Raw genomic sequence first — 23,403 nt, 5'->3', positions numbered from 1 at the left:
GTATAGACCCAACGGATGCCGGTATGAGCGCGGACATTGAGCAGGGTTTGCCGTCTGCCGAGGCCGAGAGGCTCTTGCGGCAATTTGGTACGAACGAGGTTGCGGATAAATCCGAGAGCTGGCCGCATGCGCTGGCAGCCAAATTATGGGCGCCTTTGCCTTGGATGCTCGAAGCCACAATCCTGCTGGAAGTGTTTCTCGGTCACGGGCTGCAGGCTGTCATTATTTCCGTATTGCTGATTTTCAACGCCATTCTGGGGCTGACCCAGGAAGCCCGCGCCAAGGCGGCGGTCAAGGCGCTCCGGCGGACACTGGCGGTGATGGCCTCGGTCCGGCGCGATGGACGCTGGATGCGCCTCGGTGCATCTCAGCTGGTGCCCGGCGATCTGGTAAAACTGGCGCTTGGCGCGGTGGTGCCCGCCGATATTAAAATCGCCGCAGGCAACGTGCTGGCGGACCAATCGATGCTGACGGGTGAATCCCTGCCGGTTGAGCGCAAACCGGGCGATCTGGCCTATGCCGGCGCGATGATCCGCCAGGGCGAGGCTACCGGCATCGTGGTGGCCACCGGCACACGCACCTATTTCGGCAAAACAGCTTCCTTGGTGCAGGATGCTCACGGTGTCAGCAGCGAGCAGCGCGCGGTTCTGACGGTGGTGCGGGATCTGGCCGTGGTCAACGGTGCCGTGGTGCTGGCGATGCTCGCCTATGCCCATGCGATTGGCCGGAGCTTCGCCGAAACCGTACCCTTGCTGCTGACCGCCCTGCTTGCATCCATCCCCGTTGCCCTGCCTTCCACCTTTACCCTGGCCGCGGCGCTTTCGGCCCGGCGGCTGGTGCGCGGCGCGGTGCTGCCCACAAGGCTCGCCGCAATCAACGAGGCGGCGACGATGAGCCTACTCTGCTCGGACAAAACCGGAACATTAACGCAGAATGCGCTGTCGATTGAAACGATCATCGGCTTTGACGGCATGGCTGAAAACGCCGTGCTGGCCGCCGCGGCTGCCGCTTCGTCGGAGGGCGGCGATCCGGTTGATCAGGTGATTATCGATGCCGCCCGGTTACGCGGCGTGGCAGTGCCTGAAGCCACGGGCTTCACGCCTTTCGATCCAGCGTGCAAATATGCGCAAGCGCGGCTAGCGGATGGCAGCCTGCTCCGTAAAGGGGCGCTTGGCGCGTTGCTCCAAGTTCCGCTTTCCGCTGAGCAGGAAGTTGCACGGCAGCATCTGGCCGAGGCCGGCTGCCGGGTGCTTGCCGTCACCCGGACCGTTGGCGCCGCCACTGTCCTGCTCGGATTACTCGGCCTTGCCGACCCGCCGCGCGAGGATGCGGCCAGCCTCATCACAGCCTTGCAGGAGCTTGGCGTGCGTGTGGTCATGGTCACGGGCGACGCGCCGGAGACGGCCAGGATGATTGCCAAATCCGTTGGCATCACGGGCGATATTTGCGATTCTGCAACGCTTGAAACATTGGCCGCGCCAGGTGATTACGGCGTGTTCGCCGGGGTGTTCCCGGAGCAGAAATTCCGCCTGGTAAAGCTGTTCCAGCACGGCGGCCATGTCGTCGGCATGTGCGGCGACGGCACCAACGACGCCCCGGCGCTGCGTCAGGCGCAGATGGGCATTGCCGTTTCAACGGCCACCGATGTCGCCAAGGCGGCGGCAGGGCTGGTGCTCACCTCACCCGGGCTGGCCGGCATACTGGATGCCATCCGCGAGGGCAGGGCGGCGTTTCAGCGCATCCGCACTTACACACTGTCGATGGTGGTCCGCAAAATCGCCTTCGTTCTTTATCTGGCGCTCGGATTGGTGATGACCGGACATGCGGTTCTAACGCCGCTGCTGATGGTTTTGCTGCTGATCGTCAATGATTTCCTGACCATGGCGATTACAACGGATCGCGCCTTGCCCTCTTCTCATCCCCGGCGCTGGCGCATCGGCCGGATCATCACCGAAGGCGGGGTTTATGGTTTGGCCACGCTCGGCTATGCGGCGTTGATGCTTCTGGCCGGGCGCGTGATCTGGCATCTGCCACTGCCGCAAATCCGCTCGCTCTCTTTCCTCACCCTCATGCTGGCAATCCAGGCCAGCGTTTATGTCATCCGCGAGGAGCGCTGGTTCTGGTCCTCGACGCCCAGCCTCTGGCTGAGCGTCGCCACGCTCGCCATGGTTGGGTTCAGCCTGCTGGTTGCGGGGATGGGTATCTTGATGGCACCGCTTGGGTGGAAGATTCTGGGCACAATCATGATCAGCGCGGCCGTGTTCACGCTGCTGCTCGATCTTTTGAAACATCTTGCCGTGCAGGTGGAGCGCAGGGGATTCAGCCACGCCGGGTGACGACCCGTGTTGCGAGCTTGACGATTTGCCCAGGCTCGTATAGCGGCCAAATGCCCAATCAGCTGGACACCCGCTTCCTCTGCGTAAACTTAAACAAACGAGACTTTCAGTTGATGCCCCGTTGCTTCCGCATAGCGACGCAGCGTCGAAACGGATGGTGACACTTTACCGCCTTCTAATCTGGCAATGGCAGACTGTGTGGTTCCAATCTTTAGTGCCAATTCGGATTGCGTCAGCTTAGCTTCCATCCGCACGCGGATCATCTCCTCGATCAGCCTATAATCTGCATCCGCCTGTGCATATTCTACCCGAAACTCGGGGTTTTCCATTAGCTTTTTCTTCAACTCGCCAAGTTTTGTCATAGCTTCACCTCTTTCATTCTCTCTTGTGCAAACTCCAATGCCCGCCTTGGGGTTTTCTGTGACTTCTTGACAAAGACATGCAAGACGACCACTCGTCGCCCTGTCACCGCTACATAGATGCCCCGCGCTATTCCTTCCGCTGCCTTTGCTCGAAGCTCCCAAAGCTTCCCATCTAAATGTTTGACATGCGGCTCATGAAGCTGGTCCAGCCCGCGGCTTTCAACCATCTCGAACAGCCGTAACAACCGGGCTTGCAACTTCGGCGGCAACTCCATGATCTCATCATCCACGACATCCAGAGTCTCAACCGACCATCTCATATACGCTATATAGCGTATATGCTATTTTTATGCAAGCGCGGGCAACCTTGCCCTGCTCGATAGCGGGATAATTTCTGCCGGGAGCGAGAAACAGCAACCTCTGTTACGTCACCATGATGGGGAGGTGGCCAAGACCATGATACCTACAACAGCACCGATCCACGCATGTTCCTTCTTAAATTGCAAAGCCAGAGCCTCAGCACCAGGCCGCCGACTATGTGCCTCGGCCCAGGCAAGAATGCCGGTGATAAAGCCTGCAACACTAAGAGCTAACGTGATCTTTTTCATAAGAGAGTTCCTTTCATCACTCAGGATTTTGACTTCATAATTGCGTAAGTTACGAATATGCCGAGTGCAGCCCCTGCAAGCAGGATAAGGCCGGGATGCAGATCATGGACACCCTTGGCATCCACGATGGTCACGCCCTGGACAGAGGCTTCCACTTCTGTCTGGTCGGCAATAGCCAGGATTTGTGCGGGCGGCATATCGAGGGCTTGGGCCGCGCGGCGCAAATGTTCCAGCGTCACACTGGTGTGGCCGCTTTCAATCCTTGACCAATTCGCCTGGGTGACACCGACAGCTTGTGCCAGGTCCTTTTGTGGCATGTTCCGTTGAGCACGCAGAGCAGTGAGGACTTTGCCAACGATGGCGGGATAGGTAGTGCCTAAATTGTGAGGCTGATGATCCATGATTACGTCCAGCGTCTAATTTACGTCTGGATTATATATTGAGTTTAACTAAACAACAAGCAAAATCTGAGGCTCCCTATCCAAAGCCCGCCATTCCACTTCCGGCCCACATCTGGCGGCAAACTCAATGGTGGATACGTATGTCCGGAACCGGTCGATTTCGGACAGCCAACCGGGAATATGCCCAAAACTGTGCTTGACGGCATTATGGGCAATGACCGATAGTCGCGGTAGATTTTTGGACGAAATTGCCCAATGTCGCGCGTATTTCTGTATGCCCGCGTATCGACGGTTGAGCAGACCGCCGAGAATCAGATCGCCGAGGTGAAGGCCGCCGGCTTCGCCATCCGCCCGAACCGGATCATTATGGAAACAATCTCGGGAAGCGTCGCGGCTCGCCAACGGCCCGAGTTCCGCCGCCTCCTCGATCGCCTCGAAGATGGTGACGTTCTCGTTGTCACAAAGCTCGATCGGCTCGGCCGTAGCGCACTCGACGTGCGGGCCACCGTCGATGCCCTCGCCGGCATCGGTGTCCGGCTGCATTGTCTGGCCCTGGGCGGCGTCGATCTCACCAGTTCGGCCGGCCGCATGACCATGCAAGTGATCGCGGCCGTAGCGGAATTCGAGCGAGACCTGCTGATTGAACGCACGCAAGCTGGGGTCCAGCGTGCAAGAGCGAGCGGCAAGGTGATCGGGCGGCCCGCATCTTTAACAGATGAGCAAAAGGCGGCTGTCAGGTCGGAGCGAGGATCCGGCGCGTCAATTTCATCCCTAGCGCGGAGCTACAAAGTCAGCCGTCAGACCATCGGCCGTGTCTGCGAATGAAGCCTTGTCGCCTGGCTTATCGCCGTGCGGGTGCGGATCGCCGATGGACCGCCGCAGCCGATCCGCGACATGGGGGCTCAGCACATGCCAGGTGAAGAGGTCTGACTCAACGGAGGGCGCCGTTCGAATGGCGAACGCAAATACTACGTCTCCAACGAGAGCAAGTCCGGCGCACCACAACCATTGTTTCCCTTGCCACCGCTCGGCCCACTCGAGTGCCGCCAATTCGACTACACAGACCTCGCCGACAGTCTCGCTGAACTCGACGCCACGATCCGTAGGACGCGACAATCGCTGGATGGGCTGGTGTGGATACGGCAAGATGAGCCGTAATGACAAACACCTCTTTTTTGACTCTGTTCTCCTGCCGAACCCTCCATGAGCAAGAGGCAATGAACCAATGATCCCGACAACATCGCGAAAGGAAGGTCTACATCGTGGCGCCTTACCGGGATCTCCGGCATTCAAGCAGGCAGGCCTGCGGCTGACACCATCTGGCCATCTCGTATTCGAGCCCGAGAACCTGGCGATTGAACCCGCTGTAGCTGCGAGGCTTGCGCAGGCTTTTGCTCATGGCTCAGGGCCAGGACTGCTGCAACTGAGCGCCGCCGAAGTCGTAACTGATTTGCCACTGGCCCTGGGCTGGTGGCGGAGCTTCGGCCAACGTTACATTACCGTCCTCCGTCTGCAAACGACCGAGCAGGCCTACATAGTGAGATCAAACTCTCAGCCTTCAGTTCCTTCCCCCGACGAAGCTGAGCTGACGACCCTGGTGCTCACCGCGCCGATAATGCCGGGTGCTGAGTTTCTGACCCAGGACATTTTGCGCAAGCTCTGGTCCGAGATCGATCGAGCACTGATCGAGGAGCTCGAAACCAGGCAGATCGATCTGCAATCGTACCTGCATGCGCTCAACCCGGCCTGGAACCTGCTAGGGCGGGTGCATTTTAATCTGGCGGAGAACAAGGGCGATCCCGAGGCGCCCTTCGCGTTCATGGCAACCTACACCACACGGCTGTCGGCGCAGGCGAAGGTGCAGCATCTACCGCTGGGGCAAGCCTTGCGCGAATATGCCGGCGCGGCAAATCGTCGGCAGCTGCTGTCTTTGCTGATGCCGGTGCAGAGAGCGGCGGAAAGCTGCGCGTGGCTGAAGCCGATGATCGAGGGCGGCGAAATCTATCACCCGCTGCGCTGGACGCCGGGCGAGGCGGCGCGGTTTCTCGCCAGCGCCGCCGAGCTTGAAGCGGCCGGGATCGTGCTCCGCATGCCGGCGAATTGGCAGACGAACCGGCCTACGCGTCCGCGCGTCTCGGCCGTGATCGGCAGCGTTGCGCCGTCGAAGCTGGGCCTTGACGGGCTGATGGATTTCCAGATGGAGGTCAGCCTCGATGGCGAGGCTTTAAGTCCGGGCGAGATTGAACGCCTGCTGGCCGGCACCGAGCAGTTGGTGCTGCTCCGGGGCAAATGGGTTGAGGTAGACCGGGCGCGGCTTGAACGGGTCATGGCGAGGTTTCGTGAAGCCGAAACCCTGGCGGCCAAAGGCGGTCTCGACTTTGCCGAAGCGATGAGGTTGCTCGCTGGCGTCGATGAAAGCGATGCGGCGGAAGTCGCTGACCAGGAGTGGAGCCAAGTGAGGGCGGGGCCGTGGCTTAAGGAGACCTTGCAGGCGCTACGCTCACCCGGCTCCCTTGCCGAGGATACACCGCCCGGACTGCGCGGGACGCTGCGACCTTATCAGAAGGCCGGCGTGCAGTGGCTGCGCCTGCTTTCTTCTCTGCGGCTTGGTGCCTGCCTTGCTGATGACATGGGCCTTGGCAAAACCATTCAGGTTCTGGCGCTGCTCCTGGCGGAAAAATCCCGGAGGGCCGTGCGGCAGCCCAGCATTCTGGTGGCGCCTGCCTCGCTGCTGGCCAACTGGTCAGGAGAGATCGATCGCTTCGCGCCTGATCTTCGCGCTCGTATCGTCCACTCCTCAACAAGCAGTGCCACCGAGATCAAGACCTTTACTGCGGAGGATGCCGCAGCCTTCGATTTGGTGATCACCAGCTATGGAACACTGCTGCGTCTGCCGGCTCTCACCGAAATCCTCTGGCACTTCGCCATTCTCGACGAAGCACAAGCGATCAAGAACCCGGCGGCGAAGCAGACCCGTGCCACCAAGGCCTTGCACGCCGAGGCCCGGATCGCGCTCACCGGCACGCCCGTCGAAAACGCGCTCGGCGATCTATGGTCGATCTTCGATTTCATCAACCCGGGGCTCCTCGGCAGTGCCAGGAAATTCGCCCGGTACACCAAGAGCCTCGCCAACCAAAGGCAGAACCCCTACGGACCGCTGCGCGATCTGGTGCGGCCTTACATTCTGCGACGGATGAAGACCGACAAGGCGATCATCGCTGATCTACCCGACAAGATCGAGCTGAATGCGCACTGCCTGCTGAGCCGCAAGCAGGCGGCCCTTTACAGCGAAGCCGTCGACGATCTCGCTCGCAGCCTGGAGGAGGCGGAGGGAATGGCGCGCCGGGGGCTGGTACTGGCCTCTCTGGTCCGGCTCAAGCAGATATGCAACCATCCAGCCCACTGGCTGAACGATGGAAACTGGGATGAGGCCGGAAGTGGCAAATTCAGGCGGCTGCGTGAGATCGCCGAGGCTGTTGCGGCGCGGCAGGACAAGATGCTGGTTTTCACCCAGTTCCGCGAGATGGTAGCGCCGCTGGCCGCCCTTCTGGCTTCGGTCTTTGGCCGTGACGGTCTGGAGTTGCATGGCGGGACGCCAGTACGACAGCGCCGTACGCTGGTGCAGCGATTTCAGGAAGACGAGGAGGTGCCGTTCTTTGTCCTGTCGCTGAAGGCGGGCGGTACTGGTTTGACATTGACTGCCGCCTCGCATGTCGTGCATTTCGATCGTTGGTGGAATCCGGCGGTTGAGGCCCAGGCGACGGATCGTGCCTTCCGGATCGGCCAGAAATCGAATGTGCTGGTCCACAAATTTATCTGCCGCGGCACGGTGGAGGAGAGGATCGACGCGATGATCGAGGCGAAACAGTCTCTCTCGACCGAGTTGCTCTCCGGAGAGAGCGAGCTTGACCTGACCGAGATGGACGATGCGGCGCTGATCGATCTGGTATCGCTCGATATCAATGCCGTAGTGGAAGACTGATGGCCTGGCACTCTCGGAATTGGGCGCCTTATGTCCCGGTCGCGCAACGGCGACGCCAGGGTGCACGGGAGGTGGCAAGACTGCGCAAGGCCGGGCAGATGGTCAGCCCGGTGGAGATCGCCGGCCGCGCCATAGCCACAACGCCCTGGGGCAAGGCGTGGTGCGATCACCTCGAATCCCTGCACGACTATGAGAACCGGTTGCCGCGCGGGCGAACCTATGTCCGCAACGGCTCGGTGATCGATCTGCAGATCGCGCCGCGGGTGGTGACCGCGCTGGTCAGTGGCTCGGACATCTATCGGGTGACGGTGACGATTGGCCCGGTGCCTAAGACGGTATGGCAGACGATCTGCACCGATTGTGCTGGTCAGATCGATTCGCTCGTCGAGTTGCTGCAGGGGCGGCTGTCAAAGGCGGCAATGGCCCGGCTGTGCCGGCGGGAGCAGGGATTATTCCCCAAGCCGTCGGAAATCCGCTTCTCCTGCTCCTGCCCTGATTATGCCGCTCTGTGCAAGCACGTGGCAGCGGTACTCTATGGCGTCGGGGCGCGGCTGGATACAAGACCCGAGTTGCTGTTCAGGCTGCGCGACGTTGATGAGGCGGCCCTGATTGCTAATGCCGGTACGACGTTGCCGGAATCGGCGGCAACAATCCCTGGCCGAATCCTGGAAGATGGCGATGTCGCCGCCTTGTTCGGGATCGATATTGCAACATCGGCGGTCGAAAATGCCAAACTGCCGACGTCTCAGGTGCCTGTGAGCGGCAAGAGGAAAGCGTCGAGACCAACATGCCGAACCACCGGAGACAAGGTTGCCTCCACTCAGGAGTCGGCTGCAAAACCTGTTGGCCGGGCGGCCAAGACACCGAAAGCTGCCAAAGCCAAACTTCAGGCAGCTCCGGCCAGTCCGACCGCGCCTACAAAACCCAAGCGTAAAGCCGTCGACAAGCCGGTAAAATGGTGGCTGAAACCAAAGGTAGCCAAGCCGCTGAAGCGAGGCACTATGAGCAAACCCAAGATTGGCTGATCCAGCCTTACGACCAGCTTCCGCAGATCGCCCCGCCCCCCCTGCTCAGACCAACTCCAGCCGCAGCTCACGGCCGACGAGCGCGGCGGCGCGCTGGAGGGTCTCGATCGTGATGTTGCCCTTGGCCTTGAGGATACGATCGACCTGGGCACGGCTGGTGTGCATGCGCTCGGCAAGCGCAGCTTTCGTCATACCCTGGCGCTCCATTTCCTGAGAGAGCTGCCAGGCGACCACGCGCGTCAGAGCCTCGGCCTTCGCGGCTTCGCGGATACCCTCTTCGCCGAGGAATTCATCGAGCGTCGTGCCCCAATGATGGTTCTTCTTCCTGGTCACACCTGCATCTCCTTCATGCGCCGGCGGGCGAGGTCCAAATCGTCCGCCGGTGTCTTCTGCGTCTTTTTGATGAACCCATGCACTACGCCGATCCGATCATCTTCGATGAAGAACAGCACGCGGGCGATGCGCCGGCTCGGCAAGCTGCTGCGGACCTCCCAAAGGCCGCTACCAAGGGGCCGACATAGCGGCATGCCGATCGGCCAGCCAAACTGCACCGTCGCCAGGTCGGTGCCGATGATGCGGCGGTCCTCCGCCGGCAGGCATCGCAGCCAGTCGAGAACCGGCTCCGCACCACCTGCCGTGCGATAGAAAACAACGGGTATCTCGGTCAGGCGCGCGGGGTTCATACGTTCTCTAAGTATTTATCTGTATCGTAAAAGATACATCACTGCAAGGTCGAAGATTCCCCCGTCATGTGGGCCCGGATCGCGTTTCCGATCTGCGTGCGCTGACGAACCAGAAAGTCCCGCGTGCGGTAAACCACCAGAACCGATGAACAGTATTCGCTCTTGATAGCGACAAACCGCATGGAGGGACGTGTCACGGCAGCGCAGATCGCGGCTGCATCCGCAGCATCCGTTTTGCCGCGCTTCACGTAAGGCTGCACATAAGAAGGAGGAATAAGCCGGACGTCATGCCCCAGTTCCCGCAGCATTCGTATTCCGATGAAGCCGGCCACCAGCGCGTCGTTCGGTTCAGATCTCGACCCGCCCGGTCAGGCGCTTGCGTGTCGCCCCTATCGCGTTCCAGCATCACCTGCTGGAGCTTGTGCTTGAGCATCCAGGCCGACGTCTATCGCACCCCGAGAGGTCGGCCCAACTCGATGCTGGAGATGCTGACGCGCAACAAGATGCCCTGCTTGCTCTCGGTCAGATGCTACATGGCCCGGGTCTTCACTCGCTATGAGAGCGCCCGCCACAGACCGGGCAGGAAACCCGTCGGGCCAGCGGGCGGCAATCACCACCGCGCGGCATTGCACCTCCGTGCCATACAACACGCCGGCATCGCGCTGCCCCACAACATCAGCGAACACCCCGCAGACTGAAGCCACGGCCACGCACCGCCGACCCAACACCCCGAAAATGTAGTGGCAACACCCGTACACGGGGTAACCGGGGCAAAAGTCCGGGCGGGGCGCGCGCCGCGCGCGGCGTCGGTCGCAAGCTCGGTCCGGCCGACATCGCCCACCATGAGCGTGTGGCCGCCGAGCACGCTCCATGGCTCATCCGCGCGGGTGCGGTCGGTTACCGTGAGGCAGAGATGCTCCGGCGTGTGGCCGGGCGTGTGCAGCACCTCGAGCACGACATTGCCGAGTTGGAGCCGTTCGCCGTCCACGAGGCGGCGGCAAGCATAGCCCACCTCGGCTGATTCGTGGATGGCGTATTCGGCACCGGCCGCTTCGGCCAGCGCGCGGCCGGCGGAGCGATGATCGGCATGCAGATGCGTGTCGATCACAAGGCGGATCGGCGTCGCCGAGGCCGATGCGGCCTGCAGATAAAGCTCAATCGGAAACAGCGGGTCGACGACCACGCCCGCCCCCTTGCCGACGCAGCCGAGCAGATAGGAAGCCGCCGTGGGATCGGTGTGCAGGAACTGTCGGAGGATCATGGGTTTGGCTCCCGGCTGACGCGGCGATCTTGTCGCCAACGCGCTATCACATTATCATTCTCGATATTGATTGAATGAGTCGGTGATGAAGTCAAGCAGTGGTCCAAAGCAACAGATTTTCAGCCATCTCGCCGAGATCGCAGCGGCACTTGCGCATCCGCACAGGATCGAAATTCTCGAACTGATCGCCCAGAGCGAGCGTAGCGTGGAGGATCTTGCCGAACGGATCGGCCTCTCACTCTCGAACACGTCCCGCCACCTGCAGGTCTTGCGCCGTGCCCGCCTTGCGGCGCCGCGGAGGGAGGGCAAGAACATGTTCTACAGCCTCGTCTCCGAAACCGAGGTGGTGACGTTGCTGACCAGCCTGGGCCGCGTGGGCGAACGGAACATCGCGGAAATCGATCAGGTGCTGCAGTCCTATTTCCGGGCGCGGGATTCTCTCGAGCCCGTATCGCGCTTGGCCCTGCTTGAACGCCTCCGGGACGGCAGCGTGACACTCCTCGATGTCCGGCCGGCGGACGAGTTCGCCCGGGGCCACTTGCCGGGTGCTCTGAACATTCGCCTCGATCAGCTGGATGCGGCGCTGGGCAGCTTCACCCAGAATGTCCCGGTCGTCGCGTATTGCCGCGGCCCCTATTGCGTTCTCTCGTACGAAGCCGTGGCGTATCTTCGTGCACGTGGCATCGAGGCAATGAGGCTGGAGGATGGCTATCCCGAGTGGAAGGCGGCGGGTTTACCCGTCAAAATCTAGACGATTCTAGGCTGCGGCGCTTTGATCAACGAGCAGGGCTTGGGGCCGCCAGACTTCTACTCCCAAGGTGGGACTTTCAATCAAGACCGTCGGCTTTTGGAGCGGTGATACGAAGAAGGCGCGGCGCAAGGATCGGCAGGACGAACAGCGTCAGGATCGTCGCGGTTGCGAGCCCGCCGAGGATGACGATGGCCATTGGTCCCTCGATCGCATCGCCGGGAGAGCCGGTGGCGAGTGCGAGCGGGAGCAGGCCGAGCGCGGTCACGCAGGCGGTGATCAAGATGGCCGGAAGCCGGTCGGCTGCGGCCTGACGCGCGATCTCTGCAGACCATGGTTTGCCGCTGCCCTCCATGAGCCTGCGCATGTGGATCAGCAGCAGCAGGCCGTTGCGCAATGTGAGGCCGAACAGCGTGGCAAGGCCGACCATGGCGCCTAGTTCGAGATGGCCGCCAAGGAAGGCCCAGGTCGCCGCGATGCCACCAGAGAAGGAAATCGGCAGAATTGCCATGATCAGTATGACGGCCCGCGCCTCGCGCAGGGCCAACGCGATCAGGATCAGGATGCCGGCAACCGCGATAGTGGCATGTATTGCAAGTTCGCGCCGCGCAGTGCCGCCGGCGACGGCCGTCCCGCCGTAGCGGACATAAACGCCCGTGCCCAGCCGAAGCCTGGCGATCCGTTTTCGCAGGCTGCGAATGACCGGGGCGGCATGGCCATGTGCAACCTGGATGGTGACAACCTGAACGCGGCGGCCGTCGTTGTGCAGGATCTGCGCCGGTACCCGCGTCTGGCGAATTGTCGCGATACGGTCGAGGGGCACGACCATGCCGCCTGCCGCCACGACGGGGAGTTCGCCGATCGCGGCAGGTTGATGCCTGAGCGCCGCGGGGAGCGTAACGACGATCGGTTCGACGATGGTCCCGCGATATACATGGCCGACGGCGGTGCCCGAATAGGCGATCTTCATCGCCTCGAGTGCCGCGCGGGGGGTAATGCCGTACCGCAACATCGCCACGCGGTTTAGGTTGATCGCGATGGATGGCACCTGCTGGACGGCCGCCATGCTTGCCGCGCGTACTCGGGGTATTCCCCGTGCCACCGCCACGATCCGGGCCGCAGCGCTGTCGATTGTATCAAGCGAGAGGCCGAACACCGAAACGGTCACCGGGGCGGTGACGCCAGAAAGGCTTTCATCGACACGCTCGCTGAGAAATGTGCGCGACCACCAGGACAGGCCGTCGATATGGTCGACCGACGCCAGGATCTGCCGCGTCGATCGTTCGACGTGTCGGTTGCCGGTCTTGCTGAGCGTGATGTCGATCTCGGCCTTGTTCACGCCGGCATGGCCGTTGCTCATCGAAGCGCGGCCGATATGCATCACGACATCTCCAACCGAGGGGAGGCCCTCGAGTGTGTCGATTGCGAGGTGGCCAATCGCGAGCATCGCGTCGATCGAGGTTCCAGATGCCGCGAGATAATGGACGATGACGTCATTCTCACGAAAGCGCGGCAGGAATCGAGTTTGCAACAGCGGCACGCTGAATCCGGCCAGCAGGATCAAGGCAAGCGCGAGGGTAATGAAGGTGCGTCCGCGATGTTCCAGCCTGCCGAGAACGCTGCGATAGGCCGGGCGCAGCAGTGCGATTGGCGGCGTGTGGTCCGGTGCCGCGGCGGGTCGGGCCAGAAGCAAGGCAGCAAGGGCCGGAGTGAGGACTAGCGCGACGACGAGCGATGCGCCGATCGCGGTGACGTAGGCGATGCCAAGGGGGGCGAACAGGCGGCCTGCCACACCGCCGAGAGCGAGCACCGGGGTAAAGGCGACGGCGACGGCGGCGCTGGCGAAAATGATGGCACTGCGTACCTCCAGCGATGCCCGGAAGATGACGCGGAACGGTGGTTCCGGGCAGCCGGCGATGCGGTTCTCGCGCAGGCGGCGGGTGATGTTTTCGACATCGACAACCGCATCGTCGACGAGTTCGCCGAGTGCGATGGCAAGACCGGCGAGCGCCATCGTGTTCAGCGTGATCCCGAGGGCGGTGATGACGGCGGTAGCGGCAAGCAACGAGACCGGGATTGCCACAAAGGAGATGACCGAGGCTCGCCAGTCGCGCAGTGCGATGAGAAGGACGAGCATGATCAGCGCCGCACCGATCAGCAGCACATGGCCGAGATCGGCCAGTGCGACATGAATGAACGTGGCCGGCGTGAAGGCTTTGGGATCGACCTCGATCCCTTGTGCCTCAAGGCCCGGGGTCAGCCGCGCGACCGTCCGGGCCGCCTGGTCGGCCACTGCCAGCGTGTTCGCGCCATAAAGCGAGGAGACGATCATCAGAAGGCCAGGGTGGCCGTGGATCAGCGCCGCGCCGTACCGGGGCGGCGCCGACAACCGAACGCTCGCCACATCGCCGAGGCTGATCGGCGCACCTTCGCGGATGCCGAGCCACGTCTTTGCCAGGGCGGAGGCAGTGCGAGCCTGGCCATGAGGGGCAAGCACCAGCCGCTGGTTGCCGTTGTCGATGAAGCCAGCGCCGAGCACGGCACTGCCGCGCCGGGCGGCGCGCGCCACGTCCTGCATCGTGAAGCCGGTCGCGATGAGCGATTGGGGCTGTACCGCGACATCCAGCTGCGGCGGGCGGGCGCCGAAGATCACGACATTTGCAACGCCGGGCACCGCCTGCAAGGCGGGTCGCAGTCCGGTTTCGGCGATGGCGGTCAGGCGTTCGAGCGACATGCCATGACGGGCATAAACTCCGATCTCCAGGGCCGTTCCAGTAGATGACTGCATCGGTGCGAGGCGTGGCAGGATCCCGGCCGGGAGCGCGCCGCCAAGTTCGCTCAGGCGCCCGGCGACGCGTTGCCTGTCCTGATACGGATCGGTGCCGCCATGAAAGACGAGATGGATGACGGACAGGCCCGATTCCGAGGACGATCGCATCTTGGCGAGGCCGGGCAGGCCGGTGAGCGTACGTTCGAGGCGATCGGTGACCACCTGCTCAGTTTGCAGCGCGCTGAAGCCGGGTGTCGCTGTCTGGATCACGACAGTGGGGGCGGTAAAGGTGGGGAAGACATCGTAACGGGCAGTGGGCAGGCGGGAGATCTGGAGCGCCGCAAAACCCGCGACCAGAAGCACGACGACGAGGCGATAGCGCAGGGCGGCACGGACGATCGGTGACAGCATGAGATTGTCTCAGTTGCTGTTCGGAACGGAAGCGTGACTGTCGGCCAGCGCCGAGTTCAGCAGCCCGGCGCCCGACGTCACGATCGCCGGGTGGGCCGGCAGGTCTGCGCCGGGGACGAAAAACCCTGAGATCGCGCCCGTACGCCGCAGCTTGTGGGCCGTCGTCACGCGGTACATCGTGAAACGACTGGCGCCGGTGCGGACGAAGACGAATGGTCCGTTGTCGTGCCAAACCAGCGCGGCCGCGGGCACCTCGTAGCCGGTGATAGCGCTTGGCTCGCGGAGCGTGACAGTCAGCGGTGTGCCGACGGCAAGCGCCGGGCCGGAGTAGAAAAAAGCCTGCCCCAGCAATCCCTTCGGAATCCGGCCCGCAGACCCGATAGGGCGCAGCATGATGCGAGACCCGTCCGGCGCCCTGGCCGATGCGGGCGGTGGGATTGCACGTACGGCACCAGCCTGCACAACCGAGACCAGCGAACCGACGTCGCTTATTTTCCTGAACGAGGCACCTTTGCCGGCAATTACCGCTCCGAGAGCGGTGCCGTAGCGCACTTTCGCCCGGGCCAGCAGTTCATCAAGATGTCCTTGCGCGATGGCGGTTGTAGCCTGGATCTGCTGCAGGCTGGCCTTGGAGACGTTACCTCCAGAGCGATAAAGCTTCCGGGCGCGGGCGAGATTTGCATCGTCAAGCGTCAGTTTTGCCCGTGCTGAGATGATCCGGTGCCGCAAGGTGATCGCTGGTGTGGGATCGATCACCATGCCGTAGGCCACGGAGACGGGGTGTCTAGTCTCAAGATGCAGAACGCTTGTCTTGATGAGACCGCTGCTCATTGTCGCCGTATCAACCGTCACGTTACGCGGCGCTTCAGCATGCGCAACAGCCGCGGAGCAAACCAGTGACAGGCTTGCCGCAAAAGCCTGCAGATACCTTTTCATTCGTTACTCTCCCGGAAAACGGGGTGATGGAGCGCGTCCGCCAGGGCTGCGAGGGCGCGCAATCGCTGGGCATCTGCTGTCAGCACCTGTTCGCGGACCAGGGTTGCCTGCCGCTCGGCCTCGACCATGCGCAGCCGGCCGATGGCGCCGGCGCGGTAGGCTTGAATGGCCTGCTGTTCGCGCTGATGGGCGATAACAAGGAGGTGCAGCCCCTGACCGGCAACGCGTTCACTGCCTTGCAGGGCGGCCTCGGCGGCGTCGATCTGGCGAAGAATGTGCGCCTGAGCCCGATTGAACAGGGCCGCCGCAAACAGGCGCCGTGCACGCGCTTCGGCGATCGGGCCCTGATTCTGGTTGAGAATTGGCAGCGGTAGCGAGAGGGAGAGAATGAACTTGTTGGCGCCCTGATCGTAGTGATACCCGGGGCCAATACGAAAGCCTGGAAACTGCTGGTCGATCGCTTTGCGGAGAGAACCGTCGGCCGCGCGATAATTCTCATAGGCCGCGACGACTGATGGACTGGTTACCAGCGCTGTGCGCGTAAGAGCGACGAGATTGGCAGGCGGCAATGGATGCTCAAAGGCGGTGAATGAAAGGTACTCACCCCGAAGTGCCGCCGCGGGCATTCCGATCGCGGCGGCCAGGCGGGCCCGGTCCATTCCGATCTGGGCCCGCGCCTCGGCGGCGCCAAAGCTTGCCTTGTTCGCCGCCTCGGTTGTGCTGGCAAGAACGGTCTCAGCGAGCATCCCGGACGTCACGCGCTGGGCTACGAGGCGGGACGCTGTCGCAGCATAGCCGGCGACGCGCGCCTTGATCCTGGCGATCCGTTCATCGAGCCAGAGTGTGAGCAACGCGTTGCGGACGTTGCTGCGTTCCCGCCATGCCGCGGCAGCGATGAGTATTCGCGCGGCTTGCTGGCGATCCCGCGCGGCGGCGATGCCAGCCTCACGAGCGCCGAGATTGGAGACAAGAAAACTGATGACCGGCCCGATCTTGATTGGCGACGGGAAAGCTTGCGTCGCGTTGAAGCTGGGCACGAGGGAAAGCGTTGGGTTCGGGATCTGCCGGGCCGTCGTCACCGCCGCTTTCGCGGCGTCGTAAGCGGCGGCGCTGATCCGCAGATCTGGCCGCTCATAGACGGCAACGAGCGTCAGAGCCCGCAATCCCCAGTGTCCGCGAGGATGCGCGCCCATCGCCGCGAGGAATTGACCAAGCGCCGGCTCGTCGAGACGGCGGCCGAGCAGTGCCGTGGCCGAAGCAGCGGGATGCAAGGGCGCAGGCTGATACCGGGCGCAGCTGGCAAGTAGCGTCGCAAGCGCAAGAGCACCGACGCGGCTGGATCTGAAACGGAGGTGTCGGGACGCTTTCTTCATGGCTTCAAGCGGAAATGAGTTCGCGCTTTAGCCGGCGAGAATGACGTTTCCGCCTCGCCAGAATGACGATTTCGTCAGTTTGGGCTCACCGTTTCGGGATCAGCGCGCGGGCGCTGCCACCAGTAGCGATACGGTGGTGCCCTGACCCTGCGTGCTTTCAATGGAAACCCGGCCCCCGTGCAGGTCCATGATCGCGCGAACCACGGCGAGGCCGAGCCCGAGATTGCCGCCGACATGCGAACGCGCGGGATCGGCGCGGTAAAACCGGTCGAAAACATGCGGAAGATGCTCGGGTGCGATCCCTTGCCCGGTATCCGTTATGCGGATGGTGAGCTGTTCCGGCGCCTCCGCAACCACAATGGTGATCTGGCCGCCGGCGACGGTATGGGCGATTGCATTGGCCACCAGATTGCCGAGGGCCTGCTGGAGGAGAATGCGGTCGAACCGGATCGGCTGCCCCGGACGGACATCGGCGGTCAACGACAGCCCCACCTCCGCCGCCAGCGGCTGGTAGAATTCAAGCACCGTCGTGATCTCGGTGTCGAGATCAAGCGTTTCAACGGCAGGTGGCGCACCGACCATTTCGGCGCGCGCAAGGAACAAGAGGCTCTGGATGACCCGGCTGATGCGGGTGCACTCCTCGAGCGCGGAGCCGAGAACCTCGCGATACGTATCGTCTGAGCGTGGCCTCGATAACGCGACTTCCAGCTCGCCGCGCAGATTGCTGATCGGTGTGCGCAGCTCGTGCGCGAGATCGGCCGAGAACTGGGAGAGTTGCAGGAAGGATTGCTCCAGCCGGTCCAGCATCAGGTTGAACGTGTTGGCGAGCGCGGCGAGTTCGGCCGGCAGCCCCGCGACGTCGAGACGTTCATGCAGGGTCGACAAACGGATGTTTTCGGCAGTTTCGGCAATGCGCTCGATCGGGCGCATGCCTGAACGGGCGATGAGATATCCAAGCACAGCGCAGAGGATGATTGATACTGCAAGGACCAGGGTCAGGGTTTCGCGATAGCGGAGCAGGAGCGCCTGCGAGCCGGGGCTGGCGATGGCGATCTGCAGCATGAAGCCGTTCGGCAGGCGCTCGGTGAGGACACGAAACGCCATACTGCCGCTATTGACCGTGCCGACATTCGGCAAGCCGGCCGATGATGGCAGCGGCAGATGATTGCTCCGTGACTGGAGGGCGATCCGACCGTGCGGGCCGATGATGCGGAACTGGATCTCGCGGGCGTTGCCCGCTCGCTCAAGTGCCGATGCAATAGCGCGCGATACGGACGGATCGGCAGCGCCGCTCAGCGGGCGGGCGATGCGCGCGAGCACGCGCAGCGTGCGGTCTTCCTGTCCGGCGATGCGCGCGCCGAACGACCAGGACAGAAAGCTAGTGGTGAGCAGGACGAGCAGGAACGCTGTGCCAGCATACCATGCGGTCATCCGCAGGGACATCGATCCGCCGGCACCCGGCGCTGAAGGCTCAGCCGCCACGGTCTTCGAGCACATAGCCTACGCCCCGAACGGTGTGGATCAGCCGGCGGGAGAACGGGTCGTCCAGCTTGGCACGGAGGCGGTACATGTGGACGTCGACGACGTTCGTGCCAGAATCGAAGTTGATGTCCCAGACCTGTTCGGCGATGACCGTTCGGGAGATGACATCGCCCGCGCGGCGGGCCAACAACGAAAGCAGGCGGAACTCCTTCGGCGTCAGATCGAGCGCCTGACCCGCTCGCGTTGCCCGGTGTCCCGAGAGGTCGATCTCGAGATCGGCGATCTGGATCAGCGCCGGTTGCCGCGCATGCCCTCGCCGCAGAATGGTGCGCACACGGGCAAGCAGCTCGGAAAACGCGAAGGGCTTGACGAGGTAATCGTCGGCCCCGGCCTCCAGCCCGGCGACGCGGTCTGTCACTTGGTCCCGCGCGGTGAGCAGAAGCACCGCGGTGTGGCTGTCGCGGCGACGGATTTCGTCGAGGATTTCGAAGCCGTTGCGTCGTGGTAGCATGACATCCAGGATGATGGCATCGTAGCCGCCGTGACGGGTGAATTCGAGGCCCGTCTCTCCATCCGCCGCCACATCCGCCGTGAAGCCGTTCTCTTCGAGACCCTTGCGGAGATAGGCCGCGGTCTTCGCCTCGTCCTCAACGATAAGAACCCTCATCGCTCGGCACCCTTCTGACTTGGCGGCAGGCATTCCTCCGCATCCACTGCACGATCGCCGGCGAGCAGGACGGTGGCGCCATCGGCGGCACGCGTCACGAGCCGCGAGGAGGGTAATGCAGCCGCGAGTCGAGGTAGTACGGCAGTCGTCGACCCTTCCGAGACAGGTACCGTCAGGGTTGAGAACATCCTTTGCAACCTCTGCATTTCGATCTCCCCGATCCTGAGCGTCTGCGCCCGCCCTGTCGGCGTGATTACGGATACACTGGTTTTCCAGAGACGCAGCACCAGTCGTTGATCGGCGGCAAGCCCGTGCCCAGCGAGAACCATCGCCAGGTCCACGCGTCGGCCGTCATCCCATCGCGGTAGCACCGGGATCGCGGCGGGCGTTGCGCGTGGAGCGAGAAATCCAAGGGCATTGCGAAACGTCCAGGGGGCCGGTGGCTGCCAGCCGAGTTGTGCGAGATCATGCCGAAGCCCGCCGACCGGCCCGATCCACTGAATCGTCAGCATGCCGGAAAAACTGCCGAGCATGCCGAGGCTGCGTGCAGGCAGGTTCTGCCATCCGTGTTGCAGCCAGTCGCGACACGTCATTATCGAGCTCCTGCGTCTCACTTCATGGTGCGCCAAATCGGCATTGCGGTTGAAGGCGACCGCAGGCGTACCAGCAATGGCGAGCGTAGCCGCCGTGATGGCGACGAGGCGCCAGGACGCCACCGGTTCGACCGGGCGTGCAACATAGGCGAGGCCGAGACCGGCCGCCCACGCGAACCCGAAGCCCAGCGCAGCCAGTTCGGATGAAAACCAGTCCAAGCCGAGATAGACACGACTGACCAGCTGCAACCCCGCAAAGAGGGCGGTCGCCGTCATCAGCGCAAGGCGCGGGCGCGCGCCGAGCCGTCGGCCGGCGATGACGGTCAAGATGCCATAGACCGCGCATGACGTTGCAAGATCGCCGCCGGGGAACGGCATCAGGCTCCAACCTGGTGCAATCGGCGACGGTGGCGCGCGATGCAGGGTGAGATCGAGCCCGGCGGTGAATAGGGACGCACCGATCACCGCGGCAATGCCATAGGCCGCACCGCGCCATGCACTCTGCCGGTCGAGCCAGACAAGTGTGACCGCGACGACCGCAAGCGTGACTGCGCCGCTGCCAAGCCGGGAAAACGCAACCGCCACTTCCATGGGGATTCCGCTTCGATAAGGCTCAAGGAAATGCAGAATCGCGTGATCGGCATAGACCAGCGGGTCTCCGGCAATCAGGTCCTGCAGAACGCCGAGAAGAAGCCAGAGACTGCCGGCAAGGGCCCCGGCGAGGGTGATCAGGCCGGACAGTTCCGTTCTTGCCGGATCGAGGATAGAAGCCACGGCACTCCGGATCCGGCCTTTGCCAGCGCGGGCCCAAGCGAGCGCCGGCCTTCGCCTGGTTTCCAGCCAGTTGATCACAGAGCGAAGAAGCCGTGGAACCAGCCAGAGCAGGAACACGAGGCCGACGATCGAGCCGACGAGCAGGGCCTCGAGCCTGCCGGCCATGACGCCGAGAATGGCTAACGAGGCGCCGACAAGAACCCCGGCGGCAACATGCGCGGGCGCCCAGATGACCGCAGACACCACGTCGAGCACATAAAAGCGGAGCGGCATCATACCGCTGACGCCGGCCACGATGGGCAATACCGCCCGGACGCCCGGCGTGAAGCGCGCGATGATCACGGCGGCCCCGCCGTGGCGCTCGAAAAACGCCTGGCCTTTCGGCAGGAGCCCTGGATGCAGATTCAGTGGCCAGAGTTCTGTCGCCCGGTCCCGGAACCGAGAGCCGAACCAGAAGGGCAGCCCGTCACCTACGATGGCGCCTCCCGTGGACCAGGCCACCAGAGGCCAGAAATGCAGGGCGCCCGTTGGCACTAGAGCGCCCAATCCGACAACAATGGCAGTCCCTGGCACAAGTGCTCCGATGACAGGAAACGCTTCCGCGGCGGTCAGCACGAAGGCAAGACCATAGGCCAGTAGCGCATGCGTCCGGGCTGCATGAACGATCGTGTCAGAGAGGTGACCCAGCAAATCCCGACGGCTCCGTTGTTTGTGGTTGTCGCCCGTCCCCATGGACGACACCACACTTTGCCTGGCGGGGGAAGATCGTGGCGAAACCCGGCGCGGGTTATCCTATGTCGCGCGGGCGCCGTTGCAGTCGAACGCGATCATTACCGCTTTGCGGCCTACATCGCTGACAAGACAATAGATCGGGACAGTTCCGTCACCATGAAGTGCAATTGGCAAGATATGCAGCAATTTCATTGCCTCGAAACGTGTCGCCGCGCGGTGCGATGCCGACTATCGGTGATGAATTCGAGCTCGGCCCGCATCATCGGCGTTGGGATTCTACCTATTCCTCGCTACCGGGCGCAGCGATGGCCGTGAAGATAGAGAGCTATGTCCATGACAGCGATAACGCTGATCATCACAACAGCAAAAGCCGCGATCGGACGATCATAGAGAATGACGCTTTTCGAGCTGATGCAATCCACGACACGAATGAAGCGTTGCCGCAGCGACACCATCACAAAGACCCTTTCTTGTCGAATTCTTGTCGAACATGTTACCATTTTTTCATTTTTGACCTTATCGATGTCCAGGCCCGCGGAATAGTTGAAATTCGGCATGGCTGATTCTTACGATCTGCCGTCTGCACAATCTTAATCAGCCAGGATCCACGGCTCGGCGATCCCAAGAGCAACCCCACAACCGAGACTGTCAAAGCACACCGCCACAGGCCCGCAGGTGGCGTCCGAATACTGGGATCAAGGCACTGGCAGCCGCGCGTGATGGCCGGGCCATGATGCCCCTCGCCACGGGGATCCATAGCGTCCGGGACGGACAAGAAAATGGCGACCCCATGGTCAAGGGTCGCCGAGTGACAGGTCGCATACCGCTATGAGACGAAGGAAAGGCTAACCCAAGAAGCCTTGTCCGGGGTTGGTAGTGTGTTTTCCACCCCTCATTTCAAGGCGATATTACGCTCTTGTGTCATGGCGGCAGACTGGCCGCTGTGCCACATTGTATTTCAAAACACGCATATTGCGGCCCCGCCAAACCGGGCCATATCGAACGATGAAGCGGATCTGATCTCCGCTGACGTTCCCTCCCAATCTCAAAACTTGGCGGCTTTAAAGGCCGCCATTTTCTTTTTGGCATTCATCATGGTCGGTCCTGGGCTTCGTGCCAGATGCGGAGAATCCGCACCATATCGGATGATTTTCTCACAGGCATGGCGACGTTGATCGGTAAGGGGATCGAACCGAAGACCTCAACCGGTATGACGGTCAAGCCCCGCCAGACAACAACCTCAACTCTCCGCTTACAGTGGACCAGGAAGTAAGTGAGGATCCAGACAGCGTGATCACAACTTTAGACTGATGGTATAACAACCTTAATTTGTTCTCATCAAATTTTCTGTCGGAATATTTTACACGTCGCCGTTTACTGCGGTTTAAATGCCTGATTTTGTTTTGCGTTATTATATGGCACGACTTTTGCTAGTATTACGTTGCGCTTCAGGATGGATGCGTGATGTCTCCCTTGATGGAGCATCTTTCAGATTTTTTGCAGGTGTGAAAATGACAAAGTTTCGAACACTGTTATTGGCCGGTGCCGTTGCAGCACTTGGAGTTGTAGGCACTGCCAATGCCGGACTCCTGGATGGATCGTTTCAAGTAACAGTCTATCACGGGACGAACACCGGCGGTGAAGGTGCTGCAATGGAGCAGGCCCTGCCGAACAATCCGCTGGGTCAGACAAATCCGATCGCGGCTTTCACCTACACCGGTAATTTGTATCTGCTCATCCTGGTCCGTCGATAAGTTGAATCGATTGTGAATTGACGTGACCACGGCGGATACGATTCGACGGGAGGCGTGAACGAGCTTCCTGACCTGTCTCTCCTATCGCACGCTGAGAAAGACGCGCTGATCCGCGCGCTATGGGACGCGTTGCAATCATCCGAGCGCAGGAACGCGGAACTGGCAATCCGGCTTTCGGATGCGGAACGCCGGATTGCGGAGTTGGAGGCGCGGCTAAACGAACCGCCGAAGCGGCCGGACAATTCGAGCCTGCCGCCATCGCGCGGGCAGAAGCCAAACCGGCCCGAGAAAAGTCCGCGCAAGGGGCCCCGCAAAGGCAGTCTCGGCCGTGAGGGTGGCGGTCGCTTGCTTGCCGAGAACCCCGATCAGACGGTGATCGCGAAGGCGGCGCATTGCCAGCACTGCCGTGCCGGGCTGACTGACGCGGATCAGCGCCTCGCGCAGCGCTACGACAAGATCGATCTGCCGCCGATCAAGCCGGTCGTCACCCGCGTCGAACGCTATG

21 protein-coding genes and 1 pseudogene are annotated in these 23,403 nt (G+C 62.2%); 7 read left to right on the top strand and 15 right to left on the bottom strand.

All coding sequences use genetic code 11. The features are described from left to right. Positions 1-23: 23 nt before the first annotated feature. Positions 24-2,336: an HAD-IC family P-type ATPase gene (locus RT91_RS02005; RefSeq protein WP_035185449.1), complete on the top strand. Its 2,313-nt coding sequence runs from the start codon at positions 24-26 to the stop codon at positions 2,334-2,336. Between the two features lie 89 nt (positions 2,337-2,425). Here RT91_RS02005 and RT91_RS20080 read toward each other — a convergent pair whose 3' ends face one another. From RT91_RS20080 to RT91_RS20075, 4 genes are all read right to left on the bottom strand, one after another. Then, complete coding sequence (locus tag RT91_RS20080; RefSeq protein WP_013641229.1) at positions 2,426-2,698, bottom strand: helix-turn-helix domain-containing protein; 273 nt, start codon at positions 2,696-2,698, stop codon at positions 2,426-2,428. Further along, positions 2,695-2,988: a type II toxin-antitoxin system RelE/ParE family toxin gene (locus RT91_RS02000; protein ID WP_240314148.1), complete on the bottom strand. Its 294-nt coding sequence runs from the start codon at positions 2,986-2,988 to the stop codon at positions 2,695-2,697. Before RT91_RS02000 ends, RT91_RS20080 begins: the two co-directional genes overlap by 4 nt. A 138-nt stretch (positions 2,989-3,126) precedes the next feature. Next, entirely contained in the window at positions 3,127-3,306 is a 180-nt protein-coding gene (locus tag RT91_RS21250; protein ID WP_152982769.1) for a hypothetical protein, read from the bottom strand. Between the two features lie 20 nt (positions 3,307-3,326). Beyond that, positions 3,327-3,707, bottom strand: coding sequence for a helix-turn-helix domain-containing protein (locus RT91_RS20075; RefSeq protein WP_082468508.1), 381 nt, complete (start codon positions 3,705-3,707; stop codon positions 3,327-3,329). A 255-nt stretch (positions 3,708-3,962) separates the two neighbouring features. Here RT91_RS20075 and RT91_RS01995 point away from each other — a divergent pair, with 255 nt between their 5' ends. From RT91_RS01995 to RT91_RS01985, 3 genes are all read left to right on the top strand, one after another. After that, complete coding sequence (locus tag RT91_RS01995) at positions 3,963-4,532, top strand: recombinase family protein (RefSeq protein WP_035185445.1); 570 nt, start codon at positions 3,963-3,965, stop codon at positions 4,530-4,532. Between the two features lie 400 nt (positions 4,533-4,932). After that, positions 4,933-7,689, top strand: coding sequence for a DEAD/DEAH box helicase (locus RT91_RS01990; protein WP_082468507.1), 2,757 nt, complete (start codon positions 4,933-4,935; stop codon positions 7,687-7,689). Positions 7,690-7,760: 71 nt separating this feature from the next. After that, complete coding sequence (locus RT91_RS01985) at positions 7,761-8,714, top strand: SWIM zinc finger family protein (protein ID WP_240314147.1); 954 nt, start codon at positions 7,761-7,763, stop codon at positions 8,712-8,714. 45 nt (positions 8,715-8,759) lie between these two features. Here RT91_RS01985 and RT91_RS01980 read toward each other — a convergent pair whose 3' ends face one another. The 4 genes and pseudogenes from RT91_RS01980 to RT91_RS01965 form a co-directional block, all read right to left on the bottom strand. Then, on the bottom strand, positions 8,760-9,047 hold the full coding sequence (locus tag RT91_RS01980; RefSeq protein ID WP_035185441.1) for a helix-turn-helix transcriptional regulator: 288 nt from the start codon (positions 9,045-9,047) through the stop codon (positions 8,760-8,762). Continuing rightward, a complete protein-coding gene (locus RT91_RS01975) occupies positions 9,044-9,397 on the bottom strand; it encodes a type II toxin-antitoxin system RelE/ParE family toxin (protein ID WP_035185439.1) in 354 nt (117 codons plus the stop codon). Before RT91_RS01975 ends, RT91_RS01980 begins: the two co-directional genes overlap by 4 nt. A gap of 65 nt (positions 9,398-9,462) precedes the next feature. Next, positions 9,463-9,708 (bottom strand): annotated as a pseudogene (locus tag RT91_RS01970) (transposase); the annotation flags it as partial. Positions 9,709-10,007: 299 nt separating this feature from the next. After that, positions 10,008-10,658 (bottom strand): MBL fold metallo-hydrolase, encoded by a 651-nt coding sequence (locus RT91_RS01965; protein WP_240314146.1) that lies wholly within the window; start codon positions 10,656-10,658, stop codon positions 10,008-10,010. Positions 10,659-10,743: 85 nt separating this feature from the next. Between RT91_RS01965 and RT91_RS01960 the strand changes: the two genes are divergently transcribed. Further along, positions 10,744-11,409 (top strand): metalloregulator ArsR/SmtB family transcription factor, encoded by a 666-nt coding sequence (locus tag RT91_RS01960; RefSeq protein WP_035185437.1) that lies wholly within the window; start codon positions 10,744-10,746, stop codon positions 11,407-11,409. A gap of 76 nt (positions 11,410-11,485) precedes the next feature. Here RT91_RS01960 and RT91_RS01955 read toward each other — a convergent pair whose 3' ends face one another. The 7 genes from RT91_RS01955 to RT91_RS20070 form a co-directional block, all read right to left on the bottom strand. Next, positions 11,486-14,587: an efflux RND transporter permease subunit gene (locus RT91_RS01955; protein ID WP_035185435.1), complete on the bottom strand. Its 3,102-nt coding sequence runs from the start codon at positions 14,585-14,587 to the stop codon at positions 11,486-11,488. A 9-nt stretch (positions 14,588-14,596) separates the two neighbouring features. Beyond that, positions 14,597-15,523 (bottom strand): hypothetical protein, encoded by a 927-nt coding sequence (locus tag RT91_RS01950; RefSeq protein WP_035185433.1) that lies wholly within the window; start codon positions 15,521-15,523, stop codon positions 14,597-14,599. Continuing rightward, positions 15,520-16,794, bottom strand: coding sequence for a TolC family protein (locus tag RT91_RS01945; protein ID WP_240314145.1), 1,275 nt, complete (start codon positions 16,792-16,794; stop codon positions 15,520-15,522). The genes RT91_RS01950 and RT91_RS01945 overlap by 4 nt, the downstream gene beginning before the upstream one ends. Before the next feature lie 201 nt (positions 16,795-16,995). Continuing rightward, complete coding sequence (locus tag RT91_RS01940) at positions 16,996-18,339, bottom strand: heavy metal sensor histidine kinase (RefSeq protein WP_035185429.1); 1,344 nt, start codon at positions 18,337-18,339, stop codon at positions 16,996-16,998. A 28-nt stretch (positions 18,340-18,367) separates the two neighbouring features. Continuing rightward, positions 18,368-19,045 (bottom strand): heavy metal response regulator transcription factor, encoded by a 678-nt coding sequence (locus RT91_RS01935; RefSeq protein WP_035185427.1) that lies wholly within the window; start codon positions 19,043-19,045, stop codon positions 18,368-18,370. Continuing rightward, complete coding sequence (locus RT91_RS01930) at positions 19,042-21,144, bottom strand: LssY C-terminal domain-containing protein (protein ID WP_240314144.1); 2,103 nt, start codon at positions 21,142-21,144, stop codon at positions 19,042-19,044. Before RT91_RS01930 ends, RT91_RS01935 begins: the two co-directional genes overlap by 4 nt. Before the next feature lie 290 nt (positions 21,145-21,434). Continuing rightward, the gene (locus RT91_RS20070) at positions 21,435-21,701 is read right to left on the bottom strand and encodes a hypothetical protein (protein WP_082468506.1); all 267 of its coding nucleotides are present in this window, start codon (positions 21,699-21,701) and stop codon (positions 21,435-21,437) included. An 831-nt stretch (positions 21,702-22,532) separates the two neighbouring features. Here RT91_RS20070 and RT91_RS22260 point away from each other — a divergent pair. After that, positions 22,533-22,898, top strand: coding sequence for a hypothetical protein (locus RT91_RS22260; RefSeq protein ID WP_205408940.1), 366 nt, complete (start codon positions 22,533-22,535; stop codon positions 22,896-22,898). A 54-nt stretch (positions 22,899-22,952) separates the two neighbouring features. After that, positions 22,953-23,403 (top strand): DUF6444 domain-containing protein (locus RT91_RS01925; protein ID WP_240314143.1); only part of this gene is annotated, 451 nt, incomplete at its 3' end.

It is taken from the genome of Acidiphilium sp. JA12-A1 (assembly GCF_000724705.2).
Lineage (GTDB): Bacteria > Pseudomonadota > Alphaproteobacteria > Acetobacterales > Acetobacteraceae > Acidiphilium > Acidiphilium multivorum.
This window is presented reverse-complemented; position numbering and strand designations above follow the sequence as displayed.

Coding starts and splice junctions, on each gene's coding strand:
- RT91_RS01955 (WP_035185435.1), bottom strand. CDS start 14,587: ATGCTGTCACCGATCGTCCGTGCCGCCCTGCGCTATCGCCTCGTCGTC.
- RT91_RS01930 (WP_240314144.1), bottom strand. CDS start 21,144: ATGGGGACGGGCGACAACCACAAACAACGGAGCCGTCGGGATTTGCTG.
- RT91_RS20075 (WP_082468508.1), bottom strand. CDS start 3,707: ATGGATCATCAGCCTCACAATTTAGGCACTACCTATCCCGCCATCGTT.
- RT91_RS01995 (WP_035185445.1), top strand. CDS start 3,963: ATGTCGCGCGTATTTCTGTATGCCCGCGTATCGACGGTTGAGCAGACC.
- RT91_RS01950 (WP_035185433.1), bottom strand. CDS start 15,523: ATGAAAAGGTATCTGCAGGCTTTTGCGGCAAGCCTGTCACTGGTTTGC.
- RT91_RS20080 (WP_013641229.1), bottom strand. CDS start 2,698: ATGACAAAACTTGGCGAGTTGAAGAAAAAGCTAATGGAAAACCCCGAG.
- RT91_RS21250 (WP_152982769.1), bottom strand. CDS start 3,306: ATGAAAAAGATCACGTTAGCTCTTAGTGTTGCAGGCTTTATCACCGGC.
- RT91_RS01940 (WP_035185429.1), bottom strand. CDS start 18,339: ATGTCCCTGCGGATGACCGCATGGTATGCTGGCACAGCGTTCCTGCTC.
- RT91_RS01990 (WP_082468507.1), top strand. CDS start 4,933: ATGATCCCGACAACATCGCGAAAGGAAGGTCTACATCGTGGCGCCTTA.
- RT91_RS01935 (WP_035185427.1), bottom strand. CDS start 19,045: ATGAGGGTTCTTATCGTTGAGGACGAGGCGAAGACCGCGGCCTATCTC.
- RT91_RS01975 (WP_035185439.1), bottom strand. CDS start 9,397: ATGAACCCCGCGCGCCTGACCGAGATACCCGTTGTTTTCTATCGCACG.
- RT91_RS01960 (WP_035185437.1), top strand. CDS start 10,744: ATGAAGTCAAGCAGTGGTCCAAAGCAACAGATTTTCAGCCATCTCGCC.
- RT91_RS22260 (WP_205408940.1), top strand. CDS start 22,533: ATGCCTGATTTTGTTTTGCGTTATTATATGGCACGACTTTTGCTAGTA.
- RT91_RS01965 (WP_240314146.1), bottom strand. CDS start 10,658: ATGATCCTCCGACAGTTCCTGCACACCGATCCCACGGCGGCTTCCTAT.
- RT91_RS20070 (WP_082468506.1), bottom strand. CDS start 21,701: ATGCCGAATTTCAACTATTCCGCGGGCCTGGACATCGATAAGGTCAAA.
- RT91_RS02005 (WP_035185449.1), top strand. CDS start 24: ATGAGCGCGGACATTGAGCAGGGTTTGCCGTCTGCCGAGGCCGAGAGG.